The following is a 19,797-nucleotide window of genomic DNA, read 5'->3' on the forward strand; positions in this document are numbered from 1 at the left end:
GGTTTGAACAGCATTTGGCCGGTTGCGTCCATAGCCAGCGCAACAAACTTTCGTGTCGCGCCGCGGCCTGCTATGGGATGGACGGGGCGGCCGAGGAAAGTGCGCGCGTAAATGAAGCCCATCTATATCGATTATCTCAATGCCCTCGATATCGAAGCGCTCGATATGACCGATGGCGAAATCATCGCCGCCGTCGAGGCTGGCCTTGTCGCCCAGGGCAAGGGCCAGACGGTGATCGAGCCGCGCGTCCACCTCGAACTGGACCCATCCTTCCACGGCCATTTCAACGTGCTGCGCGGCTATGTGGCGCCGCTCGACGCGGCGGGCGTGAAAATCGTCGGCGATTATGTCGACAATTACCTGCACGGCCTGCCCTCGGAATTCGGCATTCTCAATCTGTTCGATCCGCGCACCGGCACGCCGCGCGCCATCCTCGACGCCACCCTCATCACCGACATGCGCACCGGCGCCGTCACCGCCATCGGCGCCAGGCATCTAGCGCGCAAGAATTCCAAGGTGCTGGCCCATATCGGCGCGCGCGGCACCGCCTATTGGAACGTGCGCCTGCTCGACCATCTCTTCGATTTCGACGAGATCCGCGTCCATTCGCGCCGGCCGGAAAGCCGCGACGGTTTTGCCGCAAAACTCTCCGCCGATCTCGGCAAGAAGGTCACTGCGGTCGCCGACTGGGAAAGCTGCGTCAAGGGCGCCGACATCGTCGTCGAGGCTTCGCGGCTGCCGGAGCCGCAGCCGCTGCTCAAGACCGAATGGATCAAGCCCGGCGCGCTGGTCGTGCCCTATGGCACGATGAGCGCGGTGGAACTGTCGCTGACCGACATCATGCAGAAGATGGTTGTCGACGATTGGGGCCAGTGCAAGGGCGGCAAGTTCGGCTCGCTGCGCGCCCATGTCGAGACCGGCCGGTTGAGCGAAACGACGCTGCATGCCGAACTCGGCCAGATCGCCGCGGGTCTCAGGCCGGGCAGACAGAGCGACGACGAGACCATCCTGTTCTGGCATCGCGGCCTGTCGCTGTCCGACATCGCGCTGGGCAAGGCGATGCTCGCCAAGGCGGGCGAAAAAGGCATCGGCCAGAGGCTGCGTTTCGCATGAGCGCGCTTGTCCTCACCGGATCTGGCGTCAGTATCGGCGACGTCGCCGCCGTCGCCCGCCAGGCGCGCAAGGTGGAGATCGGACCCGAAATCATCGGCAGGCTGGAAAAGGCGCGCAAAGTGCTCGACCAGGCCGCCGCCTCCGGTCAGCAGATCTATGGCCTCAACACCGGACTTGGCGCCAATCTCGGCACCTCCGTCGAAGGCGACGCCAGCGCCTTCCAGCGCCAGTTGCTGGAGGGCCGCAGCGGCGCGGTCGGCGAGGCACTCCCGATCGAGACCGTGCGGGCCACCATGGTCGCCCGCGCCTCAATGCTGTCGGCCGGCGGCTCCGGCCTGTCGCCCGCCGTGTTTGTCGCCCTGGTCGACGCGCTCAATGCCGGCGTCCATCCGGTGATGCCGTCGCTCGGCTCGATCGGCGCCGGCGACCTCGTGCTGATGACGGCACTTGCCCGCCTGCTGATCGGTGAAGGCGAAGCCGACTACCAGGGCCGCCGCATGCCCGCGGCCAAGGCGCTGATGATGGCCCGCCTCGCCCCCATCACCCTGGCGCCGAAGGACGGGCTGTCGCTGATCAACGCCTCGGCGGTCTCCGCCGGCAGCGGTGCGCTGGTCGTGACGGATACGCTGTCGGCGCTGGCCCAGCAGCAGCAGGCCGGCGCGCTGACCATGGAAGGTTTTGGCGCCAACCGCACCATCCTCGATCCGCGCCTGCAGATGGCGCGGCCAGCCGCCGGACAGCAGGAGGCGGCGAAGGCCCTGCACGACCTTCTCGCCCGCGACGAGATGCCAGCGCCCACCACCTTGCAGGACCCGCTGTCGATCCGCTGCATGCCGTCGATCCACGGCGCGCTCATCGAGGCGATCGGTCAGGCAAAACGCGCCGTCGAGATCGAACTCAACGCGGCCGCCGACAACCCCCTGGTGATCGGCGACGACGAACTGGTGATGTCGACCGGCAATTTCCACACGGCGGCACTTTCGCTGGCTTTCGAGACGCTCAGCCTGGCGATCGCGCAATGCGCCGCCGCGAGCGCCGCCCGCTTCATCCAGCTCACCGGTTCGGGCCGCAACGGGCTGAGCAAATATCTGTCGCCCATCGGTGGCGCATCGGCCGGTTTCGTGCCGCTGCAGAAGACGGCGACATCGATCCTGGCTGCGATCCGCCATAAGGCCAATCCGGTGATGCTCGATTTTCTCCCGGTTTCGGAAGGCGTCGAGGATCACGCGACCCAGTCGCCTCTCGCTGTTTCGAAATGCGCCGGAATGATCGCGCTGTGGCGGCGGCTGATCGCCTTCGAATTGATGGCGGCCGCCCAGGCCGTCGACCTGCGCGAGGGATTGACGCTGGCGCCGCGCACCGGCGCGATCTACGCGGCGGTGCGCGCGCATGTATCGATGCTGAAAGACGACCGGCCGCTGGGGGCCGACGCCGAGGTGCTCCAGGCAATGCTCGCCGATGGAACATGGCAAGGCGCAGCGACGGTCGCCAAGGAAACCGAATAATCAGCTCTTTCCATCAACCCTTTTCATGAACAGGCTGAGCTCGGCCGGATCCATGTGCACGATGTGCCTGTCCTCGGGATAGGCGCCGCTGTTGACGTCGGCGACATATTCGGAGAAGGCCGCCACCCGCTCCGCCTGCAGCCGGTCATATTCGGCGGCGAAGTTGCGATAGACCTTGGAGTGGCGGGGCATGTGGCCCCGGTTCTGGCCGAGAATGTCGTCGGCGAACAGATATTGCGCGTCGCAGCCGGTGCCCGCCCCCATCGACAGCATGATCAGCGAGGTGCGTTCCGAGATCGCCTTGGCGACCTCGACCGGCACCACTTCGATCTCGGCGCCGACAGCGCCGGCGGCCTCCAGCTGCTTCACCGCCTCGAAAACCTGGAGGGCAGTGTCGGCGGTCTTGCCGACCGCCTTGAAGCCACCGGTCCAGGTGGCGCGCGATGGAATGAGGCCGACATGGCCGATGACGGGGATGGCGTCGTCGGCCATCCGTTTGATCGTGGCGTAGCCGGCGCTGCAATAGACCGCGTCGGCGCTTGCCTTGTAGAGCCGGAAGGCCCAGCGCAGGAAATCATCGGCCGCGCCGATCTCGAAGAAGTTCTCGCCCGGCATGGTGAACAGGCTGGGCGCGGCATCGCGATATTGCGGGTTGAGCACCAGTTCGGGCGGCACCGAGACGATGTCGACCCCTGCCCGCTCGGCGGCCTGCGCCTCGTCAAGGTTGAGCACGCGCAGCATGGTCAGCTGGCGCTTGCCCTTCATCGCGCGCAGATCGGCGACGGTCGGTCTCTTTCGGCTCATTAAAACGTCCCCTTTGTGATGCTGGATCGGTTGCCGCCCGTCAGATCTGGATCATCACCTTACCGGCCTCGATCTTGACCGGATAGGTCGCGAGATTGATGCAGACCGGCGCGCCCTTGGCGGCACCTGTCTTGTAGTTGAAGCGGCCATTGTGCTTGGGGCATTCGATGATGTCGTCCATCACCAGCCCGTCGGCCAGATGCGCCTTCTCATGCGTGCAATAGCCGTCGGTGGYGAAGAACTCGTCATCCGGCGAGCGGTAGACCGCGAAGGTCCGGCCGCCATGATCGAAGCGGATGACATCCTCTTCCTCGATGTCGTCCACCGCGCACGCTTCAACCCAATCGGCCATATCGGTCTCCTCAGCTATTCGGCCGCCGCCGACATATCGACCTCATGGAATTCGCCGCGATAGGGCCTGGCCGTCGGCGGCAATTCGCGCTTGAGATAATAATCCTCGTATTTCAGCTGCCGCAGCAGCACCGGCCAGACCTCGCGATAGGCGTGCCACATTGACGGGTTCGGCTCCGGCAGGTCGTGCTTGATCAGCGCATGCAGCCTGGGCAGCGCATGATACGGCACCATCGGGAACATGTGATGTTCGACATGGTAGTTCATGTTCCAGTAGATGAAGCGGCTGATCGGGTTCATGTAGACGGTGCGGGTGTTGAGCCGGTGGTCGACGACATTGTCGGCCAGCCCGATATGCTGCAGCAGGCCGGTCGTCACCATGTGCCAGGTGCCGTAGAGGCGCGGCAGGCCGATCAGCACCAGCGGCAGCCATGACCCCAGCGCGATCGCCAAAGCGATCGTCGCAGCATACACGGCCATGTGCCAGCGCGCGGCGACCACGGCTTTGTGCTGTTCCATCTCGGGGATGTAGCTCTTCTCGTCGTCCGACAGCGTGCCGAAGGCCTGGCGCACCAGCGTCGGCAGCGAATAGCGGAAATCGAGAATGCCGGTGAAGGCCAGCGCCGCCTTCAACAGGTCCGGCGGGCGCATGACCGCGATCTCGGCGTCGCGGCCGACAATGATGGTGTCGGTGTGGTGGCGGGCATGGCTCCAGCGCCATTGCACCGGATTGCGCATCAGCATGAAGGAGGCGATGTGGTAGACGACATCGTTCATCCAGCGCGTGCGGAAAGCCGTGCCGTGGCCGCATTCGTGCCAGCGCGAGTCGCTGGAGGAGCCGTAGAGCACGCCATAGACGAACAGGAACGGCACCACCCACCACGAGCCCCAGAACCAGACGATGCCGGCGGCCGAGCCGAGGATCGCGGCAAGCCAGATGATGGTGTCGCGGATCGCAGGACCGTCGGAACGCTGCATAAGCTCCTTCATCGCCTTGCGCGGCACGTCGGTGTGGTACCACTCGGCCGAGGCCAGGCCCGTCTCGATCGCGGCACGGGTGCTTTCGCCGACCAGGCTGTAGTCGCGCTTTGTCGTGGCCACCGTCGTCATCGTCGCCTCCCGCGCGCCCTATAGGCCGTTGGCGCGGAATTTTCCGTCGAGGAATGTTTTCGCGCGCGGCACGTCATCCTCGGTCAGATGCTCGATGATGACGGGAATGTTCGGGTGCTTTTCGCTGAGCCGTGTGAGGTAAAGGTCATAGTTGAGCGAACCAAGGCCAGGCGCGGGCAACTCGATCTCGCCGACGCCGCGGAACGTCAGCCCCTCATGCGCGTCCTGATCGCCGATGTCGGCGTGCTTTTCCGTCTTGTCGCTGCCGGAGCGCTTCACATCCTTGGCATGGGCGATCCGGATCTTGTCGGTCAGCGTGTCGAACACCTGGTTCAGCACCTGGTCCATGCGGTCGATGTTGTGCGCTTCGAAGTAATTGGTCGGGTCCATCAGCAGGCCGAGGCCGGGATGGTCGACCTGCGCGAACATCCTCACCGTCTCCTCGACCGAGCCGACGACATTGTTGACATAGGTTTCGAGCAGGAAGACCGCGCCATGGTCATAGGCGGTCTGGGCAAGGTCCGAGATCACCTTGCGGCATTCCTCGAAACCTTCCTCGGTCTTGTTTCTGGGGTGATGCACCCAGTCGGATTCGGCGTTGTAAGTTCCGGTCTCCGAGATCACGTAGGGCGAACCGAATTCGCGCGCGTTGCGGATGATCTCCTTGAGATAGCCGACGCGTTTCTCGCGCTCGACTTTGTCGGGATGGATGATGTTGGTGTAGCCCGAGATGCAGCAGACCGGCAGATTGTGGTCGCGGAACGTGTCGCGCACTTTTCTGGCCTTGTCCCGGGTGATCTGCCCTGCGGTGAGATCGATATCGCGGAAATGCAGGTCGAGCTGCACGGTGTTGAAGCCGAGCGCGCGGATGCGCCTGGCAGCTTCGTTGAGTTCGTAGGGAAAATAGCCGGTGAAGATCCCCGCCTGCATCATGATGTGAACTACTCCCGGTAAGCGATTCAGCCGCCACGCTTATTGCGCGGTCCCGCTTCAGTTGATCGAGATTTCGGAAAGCCTGACGGTGCGGCACTCCGCCATCGAGCGATAGCCGGCCTCGACCAGCGCCATGGTCCTGACGTTGTCGGCAACGGACAGCGCCGGCGGCGTGCCCGTCTTCACGGCATGCTGCAGCTGCTCCATCACGCCGATGAAGGCGTGCGGAAACCACATCGTGTCCCAGCTGGGCGTCACCCATTCGCCGCCCGTCGTCTGCGTCGAGGCATAGGTCAGCGTCGAAGCGACGCCCGTCGGCCAGCCGATCGTGCCCTTGGCGACACCCCTGGTGCCGTCGACACGCCAGTTGATGTGCTGGTCGTCGCGATAGCCCTTTTCACGCGGGCCGGACCAGACATCTTCCAGCGAGACGGCGAGCACGCCGGAGGGGAAGCGCAGCGTCGACACGGTGATGCCGTCGGAATGGTCGAAGGCCGTGCGCGGATCCTTGCGCGTCAGCGTCGTGATTTCCTGGGGATCGCCGAACAGGAAGCGCAATACGTCGAGATGATGCACGCTCATATTGGCAAGCGTCAGCCGGTCATAATCGGCGAGGAAAGCCTGCCAGTGCGGGATGGCATGCATGTCGATTTGGGCGAAGACGATATCACCCAGCGCACCGCTGTCGATGATCTGCTTCAGGACGCGCATCGACTGGTCGTAGCGCATGTTCTGGTTGACCGAGAGGATCTTGCCGGAGTTGGCGGCTTCGTCGCGCAGCTTGACCGCCTCCTCCACGGACAGCGCCAGCGGCTTCTGCGCCAGGATCGCCTTGATGTGCGGCTGCTTCAGCGCGTGACGGATGAGAGCCGGCTGCAGGTCGGGCGGAAAGGCAAGGTCGACGATCTCGACCTTGGCATCGTCGATCAATTGCTCGGGCGTATCGTGAACGATCGGAATATCCCAGCGCCTGGCCACCTTCTCGGCGCTGGCCTTGGTCCGCGAGGCGATCGCCACTACCGGGAAGCCGGCTTGCGCATAGGCGGCCAGATGGCATTCGGCCATGATCATGCCCGCACCGACGCAACCGATCCGGTATTCCCTGCTGCGAACCTTCACATCCGGTTCGAAATCCGTGCCTGCCATCCATTCCTCCCTGGAGGGCAGCATATAGCGCCACGGCTTGCCGGTCAGCCAAGGCCGGCACCATCATTTCCCATCACCGCCGTCATCAGGAACGAGCCGCTACTGGACTTTACGGATGACCGCCTCGCCCTCCTCACCAACACGGACCGCGATCCTGTCGCCGCAAGCAATCCCCGCAATGTCGCAGACCACCAGCGGCATATGGATGTCGTAGAGAAACTCGGCGACGATGGCGCCCACCGCCAGGATCGGGTCTGGACGCTCTAGAAGGATACCGGCCGGCGCGGTACCCCGGCGGATCGCTTCGGCCAGAACCGAGGACGAGGAGGACGACCCTCGCCCGCTCGGCATGACCAGGATCTTGCCCACGACATTCTGGCCGAGCCCGGGATGCGAATGGTCTGTTATGTCACCCGTCTCGGCGTCGATGCCACCCCAGAAACTGAGCGGCTGCGAAAACACCAGGGCAAGGCCCTCGGCCTCGCCGGCAAGTTGGAAAGTGCCCAGCCGTTCGACGGCTGCGGTTGCGGCCTCCAGCGTCATGAGGCGCCTCGCACGACATGCCCGACCGCGGCGGAGCGGATGCAATCCTTCATCTCGGCGAAGGCAACGGTCACGCCGATATTGCCGGGCGCGTAGTGCGCCCATTTGCCGGAATTGGTCATCACCACGCCGTCGAGCCGTTCGAGGATGGAGGTGACATAGGTGCAGGTGTCGGCGACCGGGATCAGGCCGAACGCCTCCATGCCGGCCAGCGCCCCTTCCTCCTGCAGCCGCGTCAGCGTCGCGCGCCCGGTGTTGACGTAGATCGGTATGCCCCTGCCCGGCGCTGCCTCACGCAGCAGCGGCAACAGGCGCGTCCACTCCTCGTGCGAGAAATGCGGCGTGCCCAGCGACACGGCTGCCAGCGGCGCCCCGTCAGCCACTCCGGACAATCTGGACAGCGCGTGGTCGATGTCTGCCTGGGTGATGCGGATCGTCTCTTGCGGCGCGTGGCCGTGGAACGCTTCGTCGAGGATTCCGGCCTCCGGCGTGATGCCGACCGCATGGAACAGCGCCACGGCACCGGTTGTCGCGGCCGCCGCACCCAGCGCTTTCAACTGATCCTCGTCGCGTGGTTGCGGCAGGCCTGATATGACCGGAATGCGGTCACCGCTGGCTTGCCCGACGATCAGCCCGACGCCGACGAACAGGCTGTCGCTTGGTTCGGCCCCGGCGATGTCCAGTTCGTACAGGATGCGGCCACGCCGGTTTTCGCTGAGATGCAGGCCCCAGGCCGGTGCGCGTCCGGTCATGGCGCAGCACAGATCGATGAAATCGCCATAGCGGTTGGTGCGTGCGCCAATCACCGAATTGGCAAAGACAATGGCGTTGGATTCGCCCCAGGCGATCTGCTGGCCGAATTCCGGCCGGAAGCGTGTCTGGTAGGGCGCGCAAGTGAAGGTCGCCTGGCAGCCAAGCTCCATATGCGCCTTCATCAGCCGCCGCGCCGGCACCTCCTCCGCCACCGGCATCTTCACCATGCCGGGATGGATAAGGTCGAACGAGCCGACATTGAGCGTCGTCGGCACCTGCACGCGCCCGCCGCCTTCGACTAGCCGTTCGACGAAATCGAGCCCGGCCTTGCCGTGGTAGAGGCAACCATCGATGTGGGCGCCCGTGATGTCGAGCAGGCCGCGCGCGCCGATCGCTTTGGAAAAGGCGGCGAGGATTTTCATGGCGGCAGCGGCGGATGGGCCTTGCTCGCCGTCGAGCATGGATTGGTCGTGCGCCGTCAATTCCAGCGTCATCGGAAAACTCCGGGCTTATGCGCGGCTATGCTGTTCCTTATTGCGTGCCATCTGGCAAGAGCCAGAACGAGGATCAGCTCGCAGCAATCAACACCGTGCTTTCCGGCGACCAGCGCAGCACCACATCCTGCCCTTCCGCCAGCCTGTCGGCGCCGGTGTTCTGCACGATAACCTTCAGCGTCTGGCCGGCACGCTCGACGAAATAGGTGCTGTTGTTGCCGGCGAAGATGCGCTTGGAAACCTGGCCCTTCAGCGTGTTCACATCGCCATCCGAAGCCCCGGCATCGGTGGCAATCCGGATGCGTTCCGGCCGCACGGCGCAGCTCGCCTTGGCGCCGGCGGCAAGAGTTGGCCCGACTCCCGCCGCGATCGCCGTGCCGTCCGGCAGCCGAATGCCGTTGCCGGTCGAATCCCCGCGAAAAATGTTGGCGTCGCCGAGGAAGGTCGCGGCGAATTCGCTCTTCGGCCGGTCGTAGATCTCTTCCGGCGGCCCTTCCTGCACCAGCCTGCCATCGCGCAATATGCCGATGCGGTCGCTCATCGTCAGCGCCTCTTCCTGGTCGTGGGTGACGAAGATGGTGGTGATGCCGATCTCGCGCTGGATGCGCTTGAGCTCGATCTGCATGTCGACGCGCAGTGCCTTGTCGAGCGCGCCGAGCGGCTCGTCGAGCAACAGCACGCGCGGCTTGGTGACGATGGCGCGCGCCAGCGCAACACGCTGGCGCTGGCCGCCGGAAAGCTGGTGCGGCCGTCGGCCGCCGAGCTTGCCCAATTGCACGAGGTCGAGCGCACGATGCACTTCCGCTGCGATCACCGCCTTGGCCTCGCCGCGCACCGACAGGCCGAAGGCGACATTGTCGGCGACGCTCATATTGGGAAACAGCGCGTAGTTCTGGAACACCATGCCGATGCGGCGTTTCTCGACCGGCACGCGTTCCACGCTTTCGCCGCCGATGGAAATGCGGCCGGTATCGGGAAAATCGAAACCGGCGATCTGTCTGAGCAGCGTGGTCTTGCCGCTACCCGATGGTCCGAGCAGTGCATAAAAGCCGCCATCGGCGAAATCGATGGAGACATCGTCCAGTGCCTTGTGGGCGCCAAAACTGCGGGAGACGTTGGATACCTGCACGCCGGCCATTATTTCTCTCCGCCGAATTTGAAGAAGCGCGCCGTGAGCAGCATCAGCGCCATCGACACGACAATGATGATGGTCGAGACCGCGTTGATCTCGGGCGTGAAACCCTTGCGGATCGCGGCATAGATTTCGACCGGCAGCGTCGTCTGGCCGGGCGTCGACAGGAAGTAGGAGACGACGAACTGGTCGAACGACACGGCGAAGGCGAACAGCCCGCCGGCGATGACGCCCGGCATGATCCAGGGCAGCGTCACGCGCATTGTCACCTGCCACTGGTTGGCGCCGAGCGAGCGCGCCGCCTCTTCCAGCTCCGGCGCGAAAGTCTGCAGCCGCGCCGAAACGACGACGATGACATAGGGCAGCGCCAGCGCGACATGGCCGAGCAGGATGGCGAACAGGCCGCGCCCGATGCCGACGCCGAAGAAGAAGATCAGCATCGCCGTGCCGGTGATCAGCCACGGAATGGCGATCGGCGGGAAGAGCAGCGCCTGCAGCACCTTCTTGCCGCGGAATTCATAGCGGTAAAGCGCCAGCGACGCCGCCGAGCCGAGAACCACGCTGATGAGCGTGGTGATGATTGCGATTTCCAGGCTGTTCCAGGTGGCCGCGATCAGCTGGTCGTTCTGCCACAGCGAAGCGTACCACTCGGTCGTCCATTCGAACGGCAATTGGTAGAAGGGCGAGACGTTGAACGACATCAGCGCCATGATGATGATCGGCAGATAGAGGAAGGCGAGCAGCAGGAAGATGTAGAACCGGCCCAGTCCTTCGAGGATGCGGTTGGTCTTCATCACGCGGCCCTCCGCAACACCGGCGAGGCGACGGCCAGAATGACCAGCACGACGGCGAGCAGGATGAAGGACAGCGCCGCCCCCAGCGGCCAGTTGAACACGGCGACGAACTGGTCCTCGATGACCGTGCCGTAGAAAGTGCCGGTTCGGCCGCCAAGGATGCGCGGCTCCATGAACGAGCCGACGACAGGCACGAAGATCAGCGCCGCCCCCGCCACCAGTCCCGGCATCGACAGCGGGATGATGACCCGCTTCAGCACCTGCAGCCGCGAGGCGCCGAGCGAGCGCCCGGCCTCGATCAGCGAGTCGTCGATCGCCTGCAGAGTGAGGTAGCAGGTCAGCACCATGTAAGGCACGTAGGAGTGCACCAGGCCGATGATGACGGCCGGGTAGGAATACATGAGATCGATGTTGATCTTGAACGGCAGCACGGCGTTGAGCGCCGTATCGAGGATGCCGCCCTCGCGCAAAACCATCGCCCAGGAGAAGATGCGCACCAGCCCGTTCGACCAGAACGGCAGGATGACGAGGAGAAAGATCGCCTCGCGGCTGCGCCCCTTCAGCACTTTGGCGAGCACGTAAGCCGCGGGATAGCCGATGACGACGCACCACAGCGTCACTTCAAGGCCGAGGCGCAGCGAAGCGAGCAGCAATGTCAGGTAGAGGCTCTGCGAGAAGAAGGCGGCATAGTTACCAAGCGTGAAAGCCCAGGGCTTTCCCGACAGCGGCAGGTCGGTCATGAAGGAGAAGAAGACCATGGCCGACAGCGGCAGGAAGATCGCCACCGTCAGCCAGAGATAGGCCGGCGCCAGCAACGGCAGAGCCGATCTCAGCCCGCTGCGCGACGCGACCGCGCCCTGTACTGCCATCGATACACTCCTCCCCAGGATTGAAGGACCAGCCGGCGCGAACCGCCGGCTGGTCCAGACGTGAACTTTACTTCACGTCGACCTTGAGCTGCTGCCAGAGCGCCAGATAGGCCTCGCGCTGGGCGTCGGTGATCGGTGCCTGGAACTGGATGCGCTTGGCGACCTCTGGATCGCCCATCACCTTGCGGTTGAAGGCATCTTCGGGCAGCGCCTCCACTGCCTTGGTGTTGGCGGAAACCGGAGCGCCGACCTTGGTCACCCATTCGACGTAGAATTTCGGGTCGATCATCCAGTTGATGAAGGCCTGCGCGCCTTCGACATTCTTGGAACCGACCGGGATGGAGAAGGCATCGAGCCACGCGACGGCGCCTTCCTGCGGAATGACCAGCGAAACCGGCAGCTTGAAGTGCGTCTTGGCGCGATCGGCCGAGCCGCTCCAGTAAGTGCCGATGTCGATCTGGTTGGAAGCGACCATCTGGTTCCAGTCGTTCTCCGAACTCCAGAAGGTCTTGATCTGCGGCATCAGCGAGGTGAGCTTCGTCTTGACCGCATCCATATCCTTGATGTCGTTGATGTTCTGGCCGGTCGCGATGGCGCCGAACTGCACCGCCTCGACGGCGTCGTCGCGGATGACGACGCGGCCCTTATGCGCGGGGTCCCACATTTCGGCGATCGACGTCGGCGGCTTGTCGAACGACTTTTCGTTGATGGCGAGCGCCGTCAGGCCCCAAACCCATGGCACGCCATAGACCTTGCCGTCATGGTCGAGCATCGGCGAGCCTGCCTTGTCCTTGCTGATGTCGGCATAGTTCGGCAGTTTCGAAGTATCGATCGGCTGAATCAGTTTTTCCGCCATCGCCTGGTCATTGAAAGCGGCGTTGATCATGACCACGTCGTAAAGCCCCGGATTGGTCCGGATCTTGGTCAGCATTTCCTGTTCGGAATTGAAGAAGTCGTTGACGACCTTGTTGCCGGTCGCTTTCTCGAAGGCAGCGACAGCCCAGGGCTCGTCGGCGCCGTAGCCTTTCCAGTTGAGCACATGCACCTCGGCGGCACTGGCGGCCAGCGTGAGTGCGGTGGTGAAGACGGCGGTCGCCGTCAAGAGAGCAGTCAGTCTTGGCATGCGCATGTTGGTTCCTCTCTTTGTTTGCCCGCTTGGCGGGGCTTGTCAGGCTGTCTGATGGGCCTTCTTTGTCCGGCTTGGCGCGCCGCTCGCGGCGGCCTGGCTCAGGAAAGTCTGGATTTCCGCATCGGTCGGCGCCGATGAACCGCCATGGCGGGTGACCGAAATGGCCGCCGCCGCATTGGCGTAGCGCGCCGCGTCGAACGGATGCACGCCGCGCGCCAACGCACTGACGAAAGCGCCGATATGGGTGTCGCCGGCGCCGTTGGTATCGATGGCATCGACCTTGAACCCGGCGACGGTCTGCGCCGTGCCGTCGGCCAGCCTGACATGGCAGCCCTTGGCGGCGGAGCGGATGACGATACCGGCAGCCTGCGGGCAATGGTCGCCAAGCAGCCGCGCCGCAAGCGCCTCGACATCACCTGGGCCGGCAATCTCGGCGGCTTCTGCTGCATTGCAGCTCAGCCATGTGGTGCGGGCAAGCACGCGCGACAGGATGGGACGCGGAATCTCAGAAATGACCGGCGTCGGGTCGAAGACGAAAGGAATGTTTGCCGGCAGCGCCTCGATCCAATCAGTAAGCGCGTCGCGGCTGCCCACATAGCTCAGCGTATAGCCTGAGGTGAACACCCAATCGCCCGGTGTCACCGATACCGGCGCCATCATGTCGAGGGTGAGAACGCTCTCCGCGCCCGGCCATGAGACGAAGGTGCGTTCGGCATCGCTCGAGATCATGGCGACGCAGTTGCCGCTGTCCATCACGGGCGATGGCGGCGTCAGCGTCTCGATGCCCTCGGCGGCGAAGGCTGCGCGCAAAAAATCGCCATTCGGCCCGCTGCCGAGCTGGCCGCCGAACACCACCGTCATGCCGGTGCGTCTGGCCGCAACCATCATGTTGAAGCCGCCGCCGGCGACCTGGGCAAAGCTCGATGCTGTCTTTTCGGTACCCGGCGCCGGCAAGGCGTCGATGCGGTAGACATAGTCGACCACCGCGCTGCCGATATGGACGAGACGCCCGCTCATGCCGCCGCGTCCTTGCCCGGGCCGGCCTTGGCCACCCTTGCCGCCACGAGATCGGCGGCAAGCGCGCGCACCTCCGACATGTCGATGCCGACAAGCCGGTCAATATGCTGCCGCGGTAACAGTGAAAAGCCGGTGCAGGCGCCGGCCATGCCGGCGGCGATGGCGCCGATCGTGTCGGTGTCGCCGCCGAGATTGGCGCTGATCACCGCCGCCTGCCAGGGATCCCCGGCGGCGACTTCCAGCACGGCGAAGGCCGCCGGAACCGATTCCTGGCTGGCGACGCCGGTGCCGACCAGATCTGTGATCAGCCGGATCGCATCCCCCGTCGCCTTGCCGCGCACCAGATCCTGTGCCCAGACGATACGCGCGGCGATGTCGCCGCCGGTCACCCAATGGCCAAGCGTCGCCCCTCGCCTCGCCGCCGCAACGGCGCTGTCGGATGCGGCGCGCCAGTCATCCCCGGCAACGCCGCGGCTGACGGCGGCCGCGACCGCCGCGGCCGAGGCTATGGCGATCGAGGTGTTGTGCGTGGCGCGGCAGGTCTCGGCCACCTTGGCGACGAACGCGTCGAGCGGCTCCAGCGGCATCATGATGCCGACCGGCGCGATGCGCATGGCAGCCCCATTGGTGTCGCCGCTGCGCCCGGCTTCATCGGCCGGCACCCCATTGTTGATGGCGTCGATGGCGCGCTTGGTCGATGGCCCCAGCAGATCGTAGCTGCCGCGCGCCTTGACCTCGCGCTCCCAGTCGAGAAGCGCGTTGACCCACCGCGTATGGTCGAACCGCTGGCCGGATTCGACCAGAATACGGCCGAGCAGCAGCGCCTGTTCGGTATCGTCGGTGATGGTGCCGGCCAGAAGTCCCTTGGACACCGGATGTTCGGCGAAGGGCGCGACGAAATCCTCGACATGGCCGTAGAGTTCGGCAATGCGCGCCGGCGACAAGAGCTGCGTCGGCATGCCGAGCGCGTCTCCCAGCGCCCCGCCGACAAGCGCGCCCATGGCGCGATCAAGCGTGTCCGCCATCGCTCAGAACCTCATATGCAGCGCGAAATGCGCGGGATTGAGCAGGCTGGTGACATATTCGATCGGCCGGTCGTCGGCCGCGCGCGTCAGCCGGCGGCCACGCAGGAAAGGCGTGCCTTGCGGGCAGCCCAGGATGGCCGCGTCCTCGGCGTTGAGCATTTCGATGCCGACCCATTCCTCGCCATGGTCGGGGATGAGGCCGGCGCCGCGCAGCGTCTGGTGCAGCGAGCCTTCGCGCAGGCCGCGCAGGGGCACATCCTCGAGCTCCGGCGACAGCGGCAGGCGGCTGCGCTCGATGGAAATCGCATGGCCGTCGCTGGCATTGGTGCGCACCCGGTCGACAGCGATGAAGAACGGGCTTTCGATGTCAAGCAGCGCGGCAAGGTCGGCGTCTTCGATGACCTCCAGCCGCAGCGTCCTCGTCTCGGCGTTGGCGCCGGCATTGGCCAGAGCCCGCGACCAGCCAATCGAATCGTCAACCGGCTTGCCGTCGAAGGTGACGAAGGAGCCGATGCCGACCTTGGTGGTGATAAGCCCGCGGCTGGACAGTTCCTCGAGGCCCTTGCGGACGGTGTTGCGGCTGACGGAGAAGCGCTGGACGAGCTCGTTCTCGCTTTGCAGGCGGTCGCCGAAGCCGAGCACACCGGAGCGGATTTCATGTTCCAGAACGGTCGCGATCTGCTCGGGCTTGCCCGTGCCGGGAGACAATTGAACCGCGCGTCGCTTCATATCCATACCTGTTCAGTGAACCTGTATAGTCCTGTTCAATATATGGCCGCGCCTGTCCTGTCAATGCGATACCGAGACAGATCAAACACCTCACTGCGGATTGCCGGCGGTGTGATAGGTTCTGCGTCGAAGGAGCAACCTGTGTCCCATTCAACAGAGCGTAAAAATCCCAAGCTGATCGTGGTGGTCGCGTTCGATCGCGGCGAGGACGGTGAATTGTTTCCGGCCTTCGGCCCAGCCGACCAGCAGAGTGAAGACCGCGCCATACGCACCGCCAGGGCTCTCGCGGCAAAACATGTCGGCGTCATCGCATGGAGCCGCGATGCCGACCCGACACTTGGCGACTACGGCACGCCGACAACGCTGTTTGTCAGTGGCGACGTGCCGGACATGGAGTAGGCGGCCATCCCGTGTAGGGGCGAGAAAATAAAAAGCGATCTTAATTTATGTTCGTATGAAGGAACAGTTTTCTCGCAGACCCGTTTATCTGCAGGTCGTTTATTCCAATGACCTCGACAGAGAGGAATTCCCAGATGAACTTCAAGATGCTCACGATGGGCGCGATGGCGCTTGCAATGATGACCGGTTCGGCGCTCGCAGGCGGCAGCACCGGAACGTCGGCGCTCGATGACCCGGCAAAGATGGCGCCGTTCTTCACAGATGCCGGCATGAAGACCATGAAGTCCGAGGCGGAATTCAAGACTGCCTGGATGGCCATGAAGGAAGAAGATCGCGCAGGCATGATGAAGGAATGCGGCGATGAGGCCATTGCCAAGTCGCATGACAATTTCTGCAAGATGACCAAGCAGCTCGGCGGCGCGAACTGACGCACCGCGATTTGGGCTCAGGCCCGATCGACCATTTGGACAAGGCGGGCCCCGTGCCCGCCTTATCCTTTCGGCGATAGGCCAACGACGCAGCCGCTGGCGGATTCAATTCGCGACAACGGTTCAGCAAAGGTGTAGCGTCAATCCTTGGAGCGGCAGAACGCCGCTCGTCTGGCTTTGCCCATGTTTCAACCCATTGCGAATATCCACGATGCGCAAACGCTGGCGCAGGCGATCGTCAACACGATCACCGAACCATTCCTGGTGCTCGACGAGCGGTTTTGTGTACTGGCAGCCAGCCGGTCCTTCTACAAGACATTCGAGGTCGACCCTGCGCAGACGCAGGGTACGCTGCTCTACGCGCTCGGCGACGGCCAGTGGGATATTCCCGCACTTCGCCTGCTACTGGAGACGATCATCCCTGAGAAAACCGCCATGGACGGCTTCGAGGTCGAGCATGATTTCCCGAGGATCGGCCGCCGCACCATGCTGCTCAACGCCCGCAAGGTGCTTTACGACCACAGCCCCGCCGTCACCATCCTGCTTGCCTTCAATGACATCACCGCCCGCCGGGTCATCGAGCGGGAAAAGGAGGAGCTGCTGCGCCGCACCGAGGATCTGCTCCAGCAGAAGGACGTGCTGCTACGCGAGATGGAGCACCGGGTTGCCAACAGCCTGCAGATCATCGCCAGCATCCTGTTGCTGAAGGCACGCTCGGTTACCTCGGAAGAGACGCGCCAGCATCTCAAGGATGCTCATCAGCGCGTGCTGTCCGTAGCCGAGGTGCAGCGCCATCTCCACACCTCGATCGGCGTCGACGAGATCGATGTCGGCTCCTACCTTTCGAAGCTGTGCGGCAGCCTCGCTTCGTCAATGATCGGCGAGACCCAGCCGATCGAGGTCACCGTTGCGGCGGAGGACGGCAGGATTGACTCGCATCGTGCCGTCAGCCTCGGCCTGATCGTCACCGAACTTGTCCTCAACGCCATCAAATATGCCTTCCCGCAGGAGAAGACCGGCGCCCGTATCCAGGTTACCTTCGAGACAGCAGGCAGCGACTGGAAATTGACTGTTTCGGACAACGGCGTCGGCAAGATCGCCAATGACGTGCCGAGCAAGGGGCTTGGAACAGCCATCGTCGAGGCGTTGGTGAGGCAGCTGGATGCCCGGGTGGAAACCATCAGCGACACCGACGGCACAAGCGTCTCGGTCACCCGGGCAACATTCACGTCACGGGTGCCGCGCGCGGCGTAAGAACCGCTACCACGAGGCCTGCCTTCCCGACATCGTCTCGATCCTGATCTGATAGAACGGATGGCTGCCCGAGGGCGCCAGAGTATCGCCGGGCTTCAGTGCTCCCGGCTCCCACCAATTCGCATGCGTGGCAAGAAGCGACCAGGCAAGCTGGCGGTCGCTATCGACCGGAACAGTCATCCTTTCGACACCGGTCATGCCGGCATCCGCATCAGGCGCTTTGGGCAACTCCTCGAACACGCCTTCCACCACGACGCTCTTCCAGCCATTGACACCGCCGACGTCGTCGACCTGAAGGCAGACATGGGGATTGGTCCGCATCCAGTCGACTTTCCTGCCGGGAAGCGAGAAACTGAAAATAGAACTCTCGCCGTAGGCGAAATGGACCGGCACCACATAGGGTTTTTGATCACGCACGCAGGCCAGGCGACCAAGGCGTTGCGTCTTCAAAAGGGCGACGCAGTCCTGCCGCGTCATCTCCTTGATGTTCATCAAATCCTTCTTCCTGTTCAGGCCCCGCGATCGATGCGGCGTATCACTTTGATAGCCTCTGCGTCCGCGATGCCGATCAAGGCCTCTACGCCCTGGGTGGTTTCGATGTGGCCGCGATCCCCCCATGACGTGAAGATCATCGCGAATTTCGCGGACTGTCCTTCTGGACATTGGGCAGCCTTCCGCAAACTCAACTGTCTCGACGCAAGCCGGTTCCCCCGGCTTCAACGCGAAAGCCCGCTCCGGGATGCCGGAGCGGGCCTTGGAGGAGGATGAAGGGGTGGGACCCTCTCCTCTTGTTTCCACGGGGGGTGTGGACCGAAATCACCATATGCGAATCCTGCTGGACACAGGATCACAAGCCGGCGAGCTTTCATCACAATCCGTTGCGCCCCGGCCTCGCCGGGGTCACGAGATCGCGATCACCCCCGACGACTTGCGGGTCAGCTAGATGCGCCCAAGCACGACAAGGATGATGATGATCAGCAGCAAGAGCCCCAGCCCGCCGCCGCCATAGTAACCCGTTCCATAGAACGGTCCGCCGCCGAGGCCGCTGAAGCCGCCAAGCAGCGCAATGACAAGAATGATGATGAGTATCGTGCCTAAGCTCATGGTTCCCGCTCCTGTGGGCGCTTGATCGCCGGTTTGAGCACCGCCGGACGCGGTGTTTCGAAGACGAGAACGTTCGAGCAGCCCTACTGTTCCGCCCGATCGCGGCAGGGCATGCGCGTGGAAAGGAAGTTTGCCGGAAACGAAAAGGCCTGATCGTCCCGGCAGGGTCTCGAAATCACTGAATCCGCAGAAGCCCGCCGACATGGCGGGCTTCCGACCGGCCGGAGGCCAGGAGAGTGCGGTCAGAGCCTCACGGCTGGTTCTGCACTCGCGTTCCTGGCGGTGCTCATCCTCAGCGGCGGGCAATCAGCAGGCAGAGCTGGCGCAGATCGCGATCATAGGTGCCTTCGCTGCTGAGCACGTCGACGCAGCGCTTCTTCATGCGCGCCACCTTGCTGTCCGACATCTGGGCCGCGACTCTCGACAGGTTCGGATGGCTGGGGTTCGAGAGATTGCTCGGGTTGGACGGATTTGACGAATTGCTGGGATTGGTTCCGCCACCGATGCCCAGGCCGACACCGGCGCCGATGCCGCCGGTGCCACCGACATTGGCGCCGAGTCCGGCGCTGATGCCGTTCGAGCCGCCGATATTGGCGCCGGCGCCGGCATTGATGCCACCACTACCTCCGACATTGGCGCCGAGCCCGGCACTGACGCCGCTGGAACCGCCGACGTTGGCGCCTGCGCCGGCATTGATGCCACCACTACCTCCGACATTGGCGCCAAGCCCGGCACTGACGCCGCTGGAACCGCCGACAGAAGCGCCGGCACCAGCGTTGACGCCACCGCTGCCGCCGACCGAAGCGCCGACGCCGGCATTGACGCCGCCGCTGCCGCCCACCGAGGCGCCGACGCTGAGCCCAGCTGCGCTTGCCGGCATGGAAAGAACGAGGACCATTGCACTACCCGCTAACACATTGGCGACTGTTCTGATGGTGAAAGCCATAACACTCTCCTGTTGTCGTTGCGCTAAGGCAGTCGGCGCAAAGCCGATTGCAGATTCAGCTACGTGGCAGGTGAGATTCGGTTTCAAATCGCAGAAGCTTGCTAAAGCGATGGTTTTTGTTGATAAAACTCAAAGACTATTATAGTAATAAAACTATAATACACATGTAAAAGATATTTTCTATTTCAAGACGATATTATCGATATAAATCGTCATTGC

22 protein-coding genes are annotated in these 19,797 nt (G+C 63.7%); 5 read left to right on the forward strand and 17 right to left on the reverse strand.

What is annotated here, in order from left to right; all coding sequences use genetic code 11:
• Positions 1 to 111: 111 nt before the first annotated feature.
• The gene (locus AC1DPX_RS11710; protein ID WP_477236712.1) at positions 112 to 1,113 is read left to right on the forward strand and encodes an ornithine cyclodeaminase family protein; all 1,002 of its coding nucleotides are present in this window, start codon (positions 112 to 114) and stop codon (positions 1,111 to 1,113) included.
• Positions 1,110 to 2,618, forward strand: coding sequence for an HAL/PAL/TAL family ammonia-lyase (locus AC1DPX_RS11715; RefSeq protein ID WP_477236714.1), 1,509 nt, complete (start codon positions 1,110 to 1,112; stop codon positions 2,616 to 2,618). Before AC1DPX_RS11710 ends, AC1DPX_RS11715 begins: the two co-directional genes overlap by 4 nt.
• Here the strand turns inward: AC1DPX_RS11715 and AC1DPX_RS11720 are convergent, their stop codons facing one another.
• The 14 genes from AC1DPX_RS11720 to AC1DPX_RS11785 form a co-directional block, all read right to left on the reverse strand.
• On the reverse strand, positions 2,619 to 3,422 hold the full coding sequence (locus tag AC1DPX_RS11720; RefSeq protein ID WP_477236716.1) for a 3-methyl-2-oxobutanoate hydroxymethyltransferase: 804 nt from the start codon (positions 3,420 to 3,422) through the stop codon (positions 2,619 to 2,621). It lies immediately after the preceding gene.
• A gap of 40 nt (positions 3,423 to 3,462) precedes the next feature.
• Positions 3,463 to 3,774: a MocE family 2Fe-2S type ferredoxin gene (locus AC1DPX_RS11725; protein WP_477236718.1), complete on the reverse strand. Its 312-nt coding sequence runs from the start codon at positions 3,772 to 3,774 to the stop codon at positions 3,463 to 3,465.
• Positions 3,775 to 3,788: 14 nt separating this feature from the next.
• Positions 3,789 to 4,883, reverse strand: coding sequence for a fatty acid desaturase family protein (locus tag AC1DPX_RS11730; protein WP_477236720.1), 1,095 nt, complete (start codon positions 4,881 to 4,883; stop codon positions 3,789 to 3,791).
• 18 nt (positions 4,884 to 4,901) lie between these two features.
• Positions 4,902 to 5,816, reverse strand: coding sequence for a sugar phosphate isomerase/epimerase family protein (locus tag AC1DPX_RS11735; protein WP_477236722.1), 915 nt, complete (start codon positions 5,814 to 5,816; stop codon positions 4,902 to 4,904).
• Between the two features lie 57 nt (positions 5,817 to 5,873).
• Positions 5,874 to 6,962: a Gfo/Idh/MocA family protein gene (locus tag AC1DPX_RS11740; protein ID WP_477236724.1), complete on the reverse strand. Its 1,089-nt coding sequence runs from the start codon at positions 6,960 to 6,962 to the stop codon at positions 5,874 to 5,876.
• A gap of 99 nt (positions 6,963 to 7,061) precedes the next feature.
• Positions 7,062 to 7,505, reverse strand: a complete 444-nt coding sequence (locus tag AC1DPX_RS11745; RefSeq protein WP_477236726.1) for an aconitase X swivel domain-containing protein — start codon at positions 7,503 to 7,505, stop codon at positions 7,062 to 7,064.
• Positions 7,502 to 8,752, reverse strand: a complete 1,251-nt coding sequence (locus AC1DPX_RS11750; RefSeq protein WP_477236728.1) for an aconitase X — start codon at positions 8,750 to 8,752, stop codon at positions 7,502 to 7,504. Before AC1DPX_RS11750 ends, AC1DPX_RS11745 begins: the two co-directional genes overlap by 4 nt.
• 73 nt (positions 8,753 to 8,825) lie before the next feature.
• Positions 8,826 to 9,890 (reverse strand): ABC transporter ATP-binding protein, encoded by a 1,065-nt coding sequence (locus AC1DPX_RS11755; protein WP_477236730.1) that lies wholly within the window; start codon positions 9,888 to 9,890, stop codon positions 8,826 to 8,828.
• The gene (locus AC1DPX_RS11760) at positions 9,890 to 10,678 is read right to left on the reverse strand and encodes an ABC transporter permease (protein ID WP_202359379.1); all 789 of its coding nucleotides are present in this window, start codon (positions 10,676 to 10,678) and stop codon (positions 9,890 to 9,892) included. Before AC1DPX_RS11760 ends, AC1DPX_RS11755 begins: the two co-directional genes overlap by 1 nt.
• Positions 10,678 to 11,547 (reverse strand): ABC transporter permease, encoded by an 870-nt coding sequence (locus AC1DPX_RS11765; protein ID WP_023690767.1) that lies wholly within the window; start codon positions 11,545 to 11,547, stop codon positions 10,678 to 10,680. The genes AC1DPX_RS11760 and AC1DPX_RS11765 overlap by 1 nt, the downstream gene beginning before the upstream one ends.
• 67 nt (positions 11,548 to 11,614) lie before the next feature.
• Positions 11,615 to 12,676 carry an ABC transporter substrate-binding protein gene (locus AC1DPX_RS11770; RefSeq protein WP_477236732.1) on the reverse strand — a complete coding sequence of 354 codons (1,062 nt, stop codon included), beginning with the start codon at positions 12,674 to 12,676 and terminating at the stop codon, positions 11,615 to 11,617.
• A 39-nt stretch (positions 12,677 to 12,715) separates the two neighbouring features.
• Complete coding sequence (locus tag AC1DPX_RS11775; protein WP_477236734.1) at positions 12,716 to 13,693, reverse strand: PfkB family carbohydrate kinase; 978 nt, start codon at positions 13,691 to 13,693, stop codon at positions 12,716 to 12,718.
• On the reverse strand, positions 13,690 to 14,718 hold the full coding sequence (locus AC1DPX_RS11780) for an ADP-ribosylglycohydrolase family protein (RefSeq protein WP_477236736.1): 1,029 nt from the start codon (positions 14,716 to 14,718) through the stop codon (positions 13,690 to 13,692). The genes AC1DPX_RS11775 and AC1DPX_RS11780 overlap by 4 nt, the downstream gene beginning before the upstream one ends.
• A gap of 3 nt (positions 14,719 to 14,721) precedes the next feature.
• On the reverse strand, positions 14,722 to 15,447 hold the full coding sequence (locus tag AC1DPX_RS11785) for a GntR family transcriptional regulator (protein ID WP_477236738.1): 726 nt from the start codon (positions 15,445 to 15,447) through the stop codon (positions 14,722 to 14,724).
• Positions 15,448 to 15,588: 141 nt separating this feature from the next.
• On the opposite strand from AC1DPX_RS11785, the gene AC1DPX_RS11790 reads away from it, so the two are divergent.
• From AC1DPX_RS11790 to AC1DPX_RS11800, 3 genes are all read left to right on the forward strand, one after another.
• Positions 15,589 to 15,846: a hypothetical protein gene (locus tag AC1DPX_RS11790; protein WP_202358923.1), complete on the forward strand. Its 258-nt coding sequence runs from the start codon at positions 15,589 to 15,591 to the stop codon at positions 15,844 to 15,846.
• A gap of 134 nt (positions 15,847 to 15,980) precedes the next feature.
• Positions 15,981 to 16,274 carry a hypothetical protein gene (locus tag AC1DPX_RS11795; protein WP_477236740.1) on the forward strand — a complete coding sequence of 98 codons (294 nt, stop codon included), beginning with the start codon at positions 15,981 to 15,983 and terminating at the stop codon, positions 16,272 to 16,274.
• A 183-nt stretch (positions 16,275 to 16,457) separates the two neighbouring features.
• Complete coding sequence (locus AC1DPX_RS11800; RefSeq protein WP_477236742.1) at positions 16,458 to 17,528, forward strand: sensor histidine kinase; 1,071 nt, start codon at positions 16,458 to 16,460, stop codon at positions 17,526 to 17,528.
• Between the two features lie 6 nt (positions 17,529 to 17,534).
• Here the strand turns inward: AC1DPX_RS11800 and AC1DPX_RS11805 are convergent, their stop codons facing one another.
• From AC1DPX_RS11805 to AC1DPX_RS11815, 3 genes are all read right to left on the reverse strand, one after another.
• On the reverse strand, positions 17,535 to 18,020 hold the full coding sequence (locus AC1DPX_RS11805; RefSeq protein ID WP_477236743.1) for a pyridoxamine 5'-phosphate oxidase family protein: 486 nt from the start codon (positions 18,018 to 18,020) through the stop codon (positions 17,535 to 17,537).
• Positions 18,021 to 18,467: 447 nt separating this feature from the next.
• Complete coding sequence (locus AC1DPX_RS11810) at positions 18,468 to 18,632, reverse strand: DUF3309 family protein (protein WP_202359378.1); 165 nt, start codon at positions 18,630 to 18,632, stop codon at positions 18,468 to 18,470.
• A 292-nt stretch (positions 18,633 to 18,924) separates the two neighbouring features.
• Positions 18,925 to 19,578, reverse strand: coding sequence for a hypothetical protein (locus tag AC1DPX_RS11815; protein WP_202358919.1), 654 nt, complete (start codon positions 19,576 to 19,578; stop codon positions 18,925 to 18,927).
• Between the last annotated feature and the right edge of the window lie 219 nt (positions 19,579 to 19,797).

This window comes from Mesorhizobium sp. 01N446 (genome assembly GCF_056399285.1).

Coding starts and splice junctions, on each gene's coding strand:
- AC1DPX_RS11710 (WP_477236712.1), top strand. CDS start 112: ATGAAGCCCATCTATATCGATTATCTCAATGCCCTCGATATCGAAGCG.
- AC1DPX_RS11715 (WP_477236714.1), top strand. CDS start 1,110: ATGAGCGCGCTTGTCCTCACCGGATCTGGCGTCAGTATCGGCGACGTC.
- AC1DPX_RS11720 (WP_477236716.1), bottom strand. CDS start 3,422: ATGAGCCGAAAGAGACCGACCGTCGCCGATCTGCGCGCGATGAAGGGC.
- AC1DPX_RS11730 (WP_477236720.1), bottom strand. CDS start 4,883: ATGACGACGGTGGCCACGACAAAGCGCGACTACAGCCTGGTCGGCGAA.
- AC1DPX_RS11735 (WP_477236722.1), bottom strand. CDS start 5,816: ATGATGCAGGCGGGGATCTTCACCGGCTATTTTCCCTACGAACTCAAC.
- AC1DPX_RS11740 (WP_477236724.1), bottom strand. CDS start 6,962: ATGGCAGGCACGGATTTCGAACCGGATGTGAAGGTTCGCAGCAGGGAA.
- AC1DPX_RS11745 (WP_477236726.1), bottom strand. CDS start 7,505: ATGACGCTGGAGGCCGCAACCGCAGCCGTCGAACGGCTGGGCACTTTC.
- AC1DPX_RS11750 (WP_477236728.1), bottom strand. CDS start 8,752: ATGACGCTGGAATTGACGGCGCACGACCAATCCATGCTCGACGGCGAG.
- AC1DPX_RS11755 (WP_477236730.1), bottom strand. CDS start 9,890: ATGGCCGGCGTGCAGGTATCCAACGTCTCCCGCAGTTTTGGCGCCCAC.
- AC1DPX_RS11760 (WP_202359379.1), bottom strand. CDS start 10,678: ATGAAGACCAACCGCATCCTCGAAGGACTGGGCCGGTTCTACATCTTC.
- AC1DPX_RS11765 (WP_023690767.1), bottom strand. CDS start 11,547: ATGGCAGTACAGGGCGCGGTCGCGTCGCGCAGCGGGCTGAGATCGGCT.
- AC1DPX_RS11770 (WP_477236732.1), bottom strand. CDS start 12,676: ATGCGCATGCCAAGACTGACTGCTCTCTTGACGGCGACCGCCGTCTTC.
- AC1DPX_RS11775 (WP_477236734.1), bottom strand. CDS start 13,693: ATGAGCGGGCGTCTCGTCCATATCGGCAGCGCGGTGGTCGACTATGTC.
- AC1DPX_RS11780 (WP_477236736.1), bottom strand. CDS start 14,718: ATGGCGGACACGCTTGATCGCGCCATGGGCGCGCTTGTCGGCGGGGCG.
- AC1DPX_RS11785 (WP_477236738.1), bottom strand. CDS start 15,447: ATGAAGCGACGCGCGGTTCAATTGTCTCCCGGCACGGGCAAGCCCGAG.
- AC1DPX_RS11795 (WP_477236740.1), top strand. CDS start 15,981: ATGAACTTCAAGATGCTCACGATGGGCGCGATGGCGCTTGCAATGATG.
- AC1DPX_RS11800 (WP_477236742.1), top strand. CDS start 16,458: ATGTTTCAACCCATTGCGAATATCCACGATGCGCAAACGCTGGCGCAG.
- AC1DPX_RS11805 (WP_477236743.1), bottom strand. CDS start 18,020: ATGAACATCAAGGAGATGACGCGGCAGGACTGCGTCGCCCTTTTGAAG.
- AC1DPX_RS11810 (WP_202359378.1), bottom strand. CDS start 18,632: ATGAGCTTAGGCACGATACTCATCATCATTCTTGTCATTGCGCTGCTT.
- AC1DPX_RS11815 (WP_202358919.1), bottom strand. CDS start 19,578: ATGGCTTTCACCATCAGAACAGTCGCCAATGTGTTAGCGGGTAGTGCA.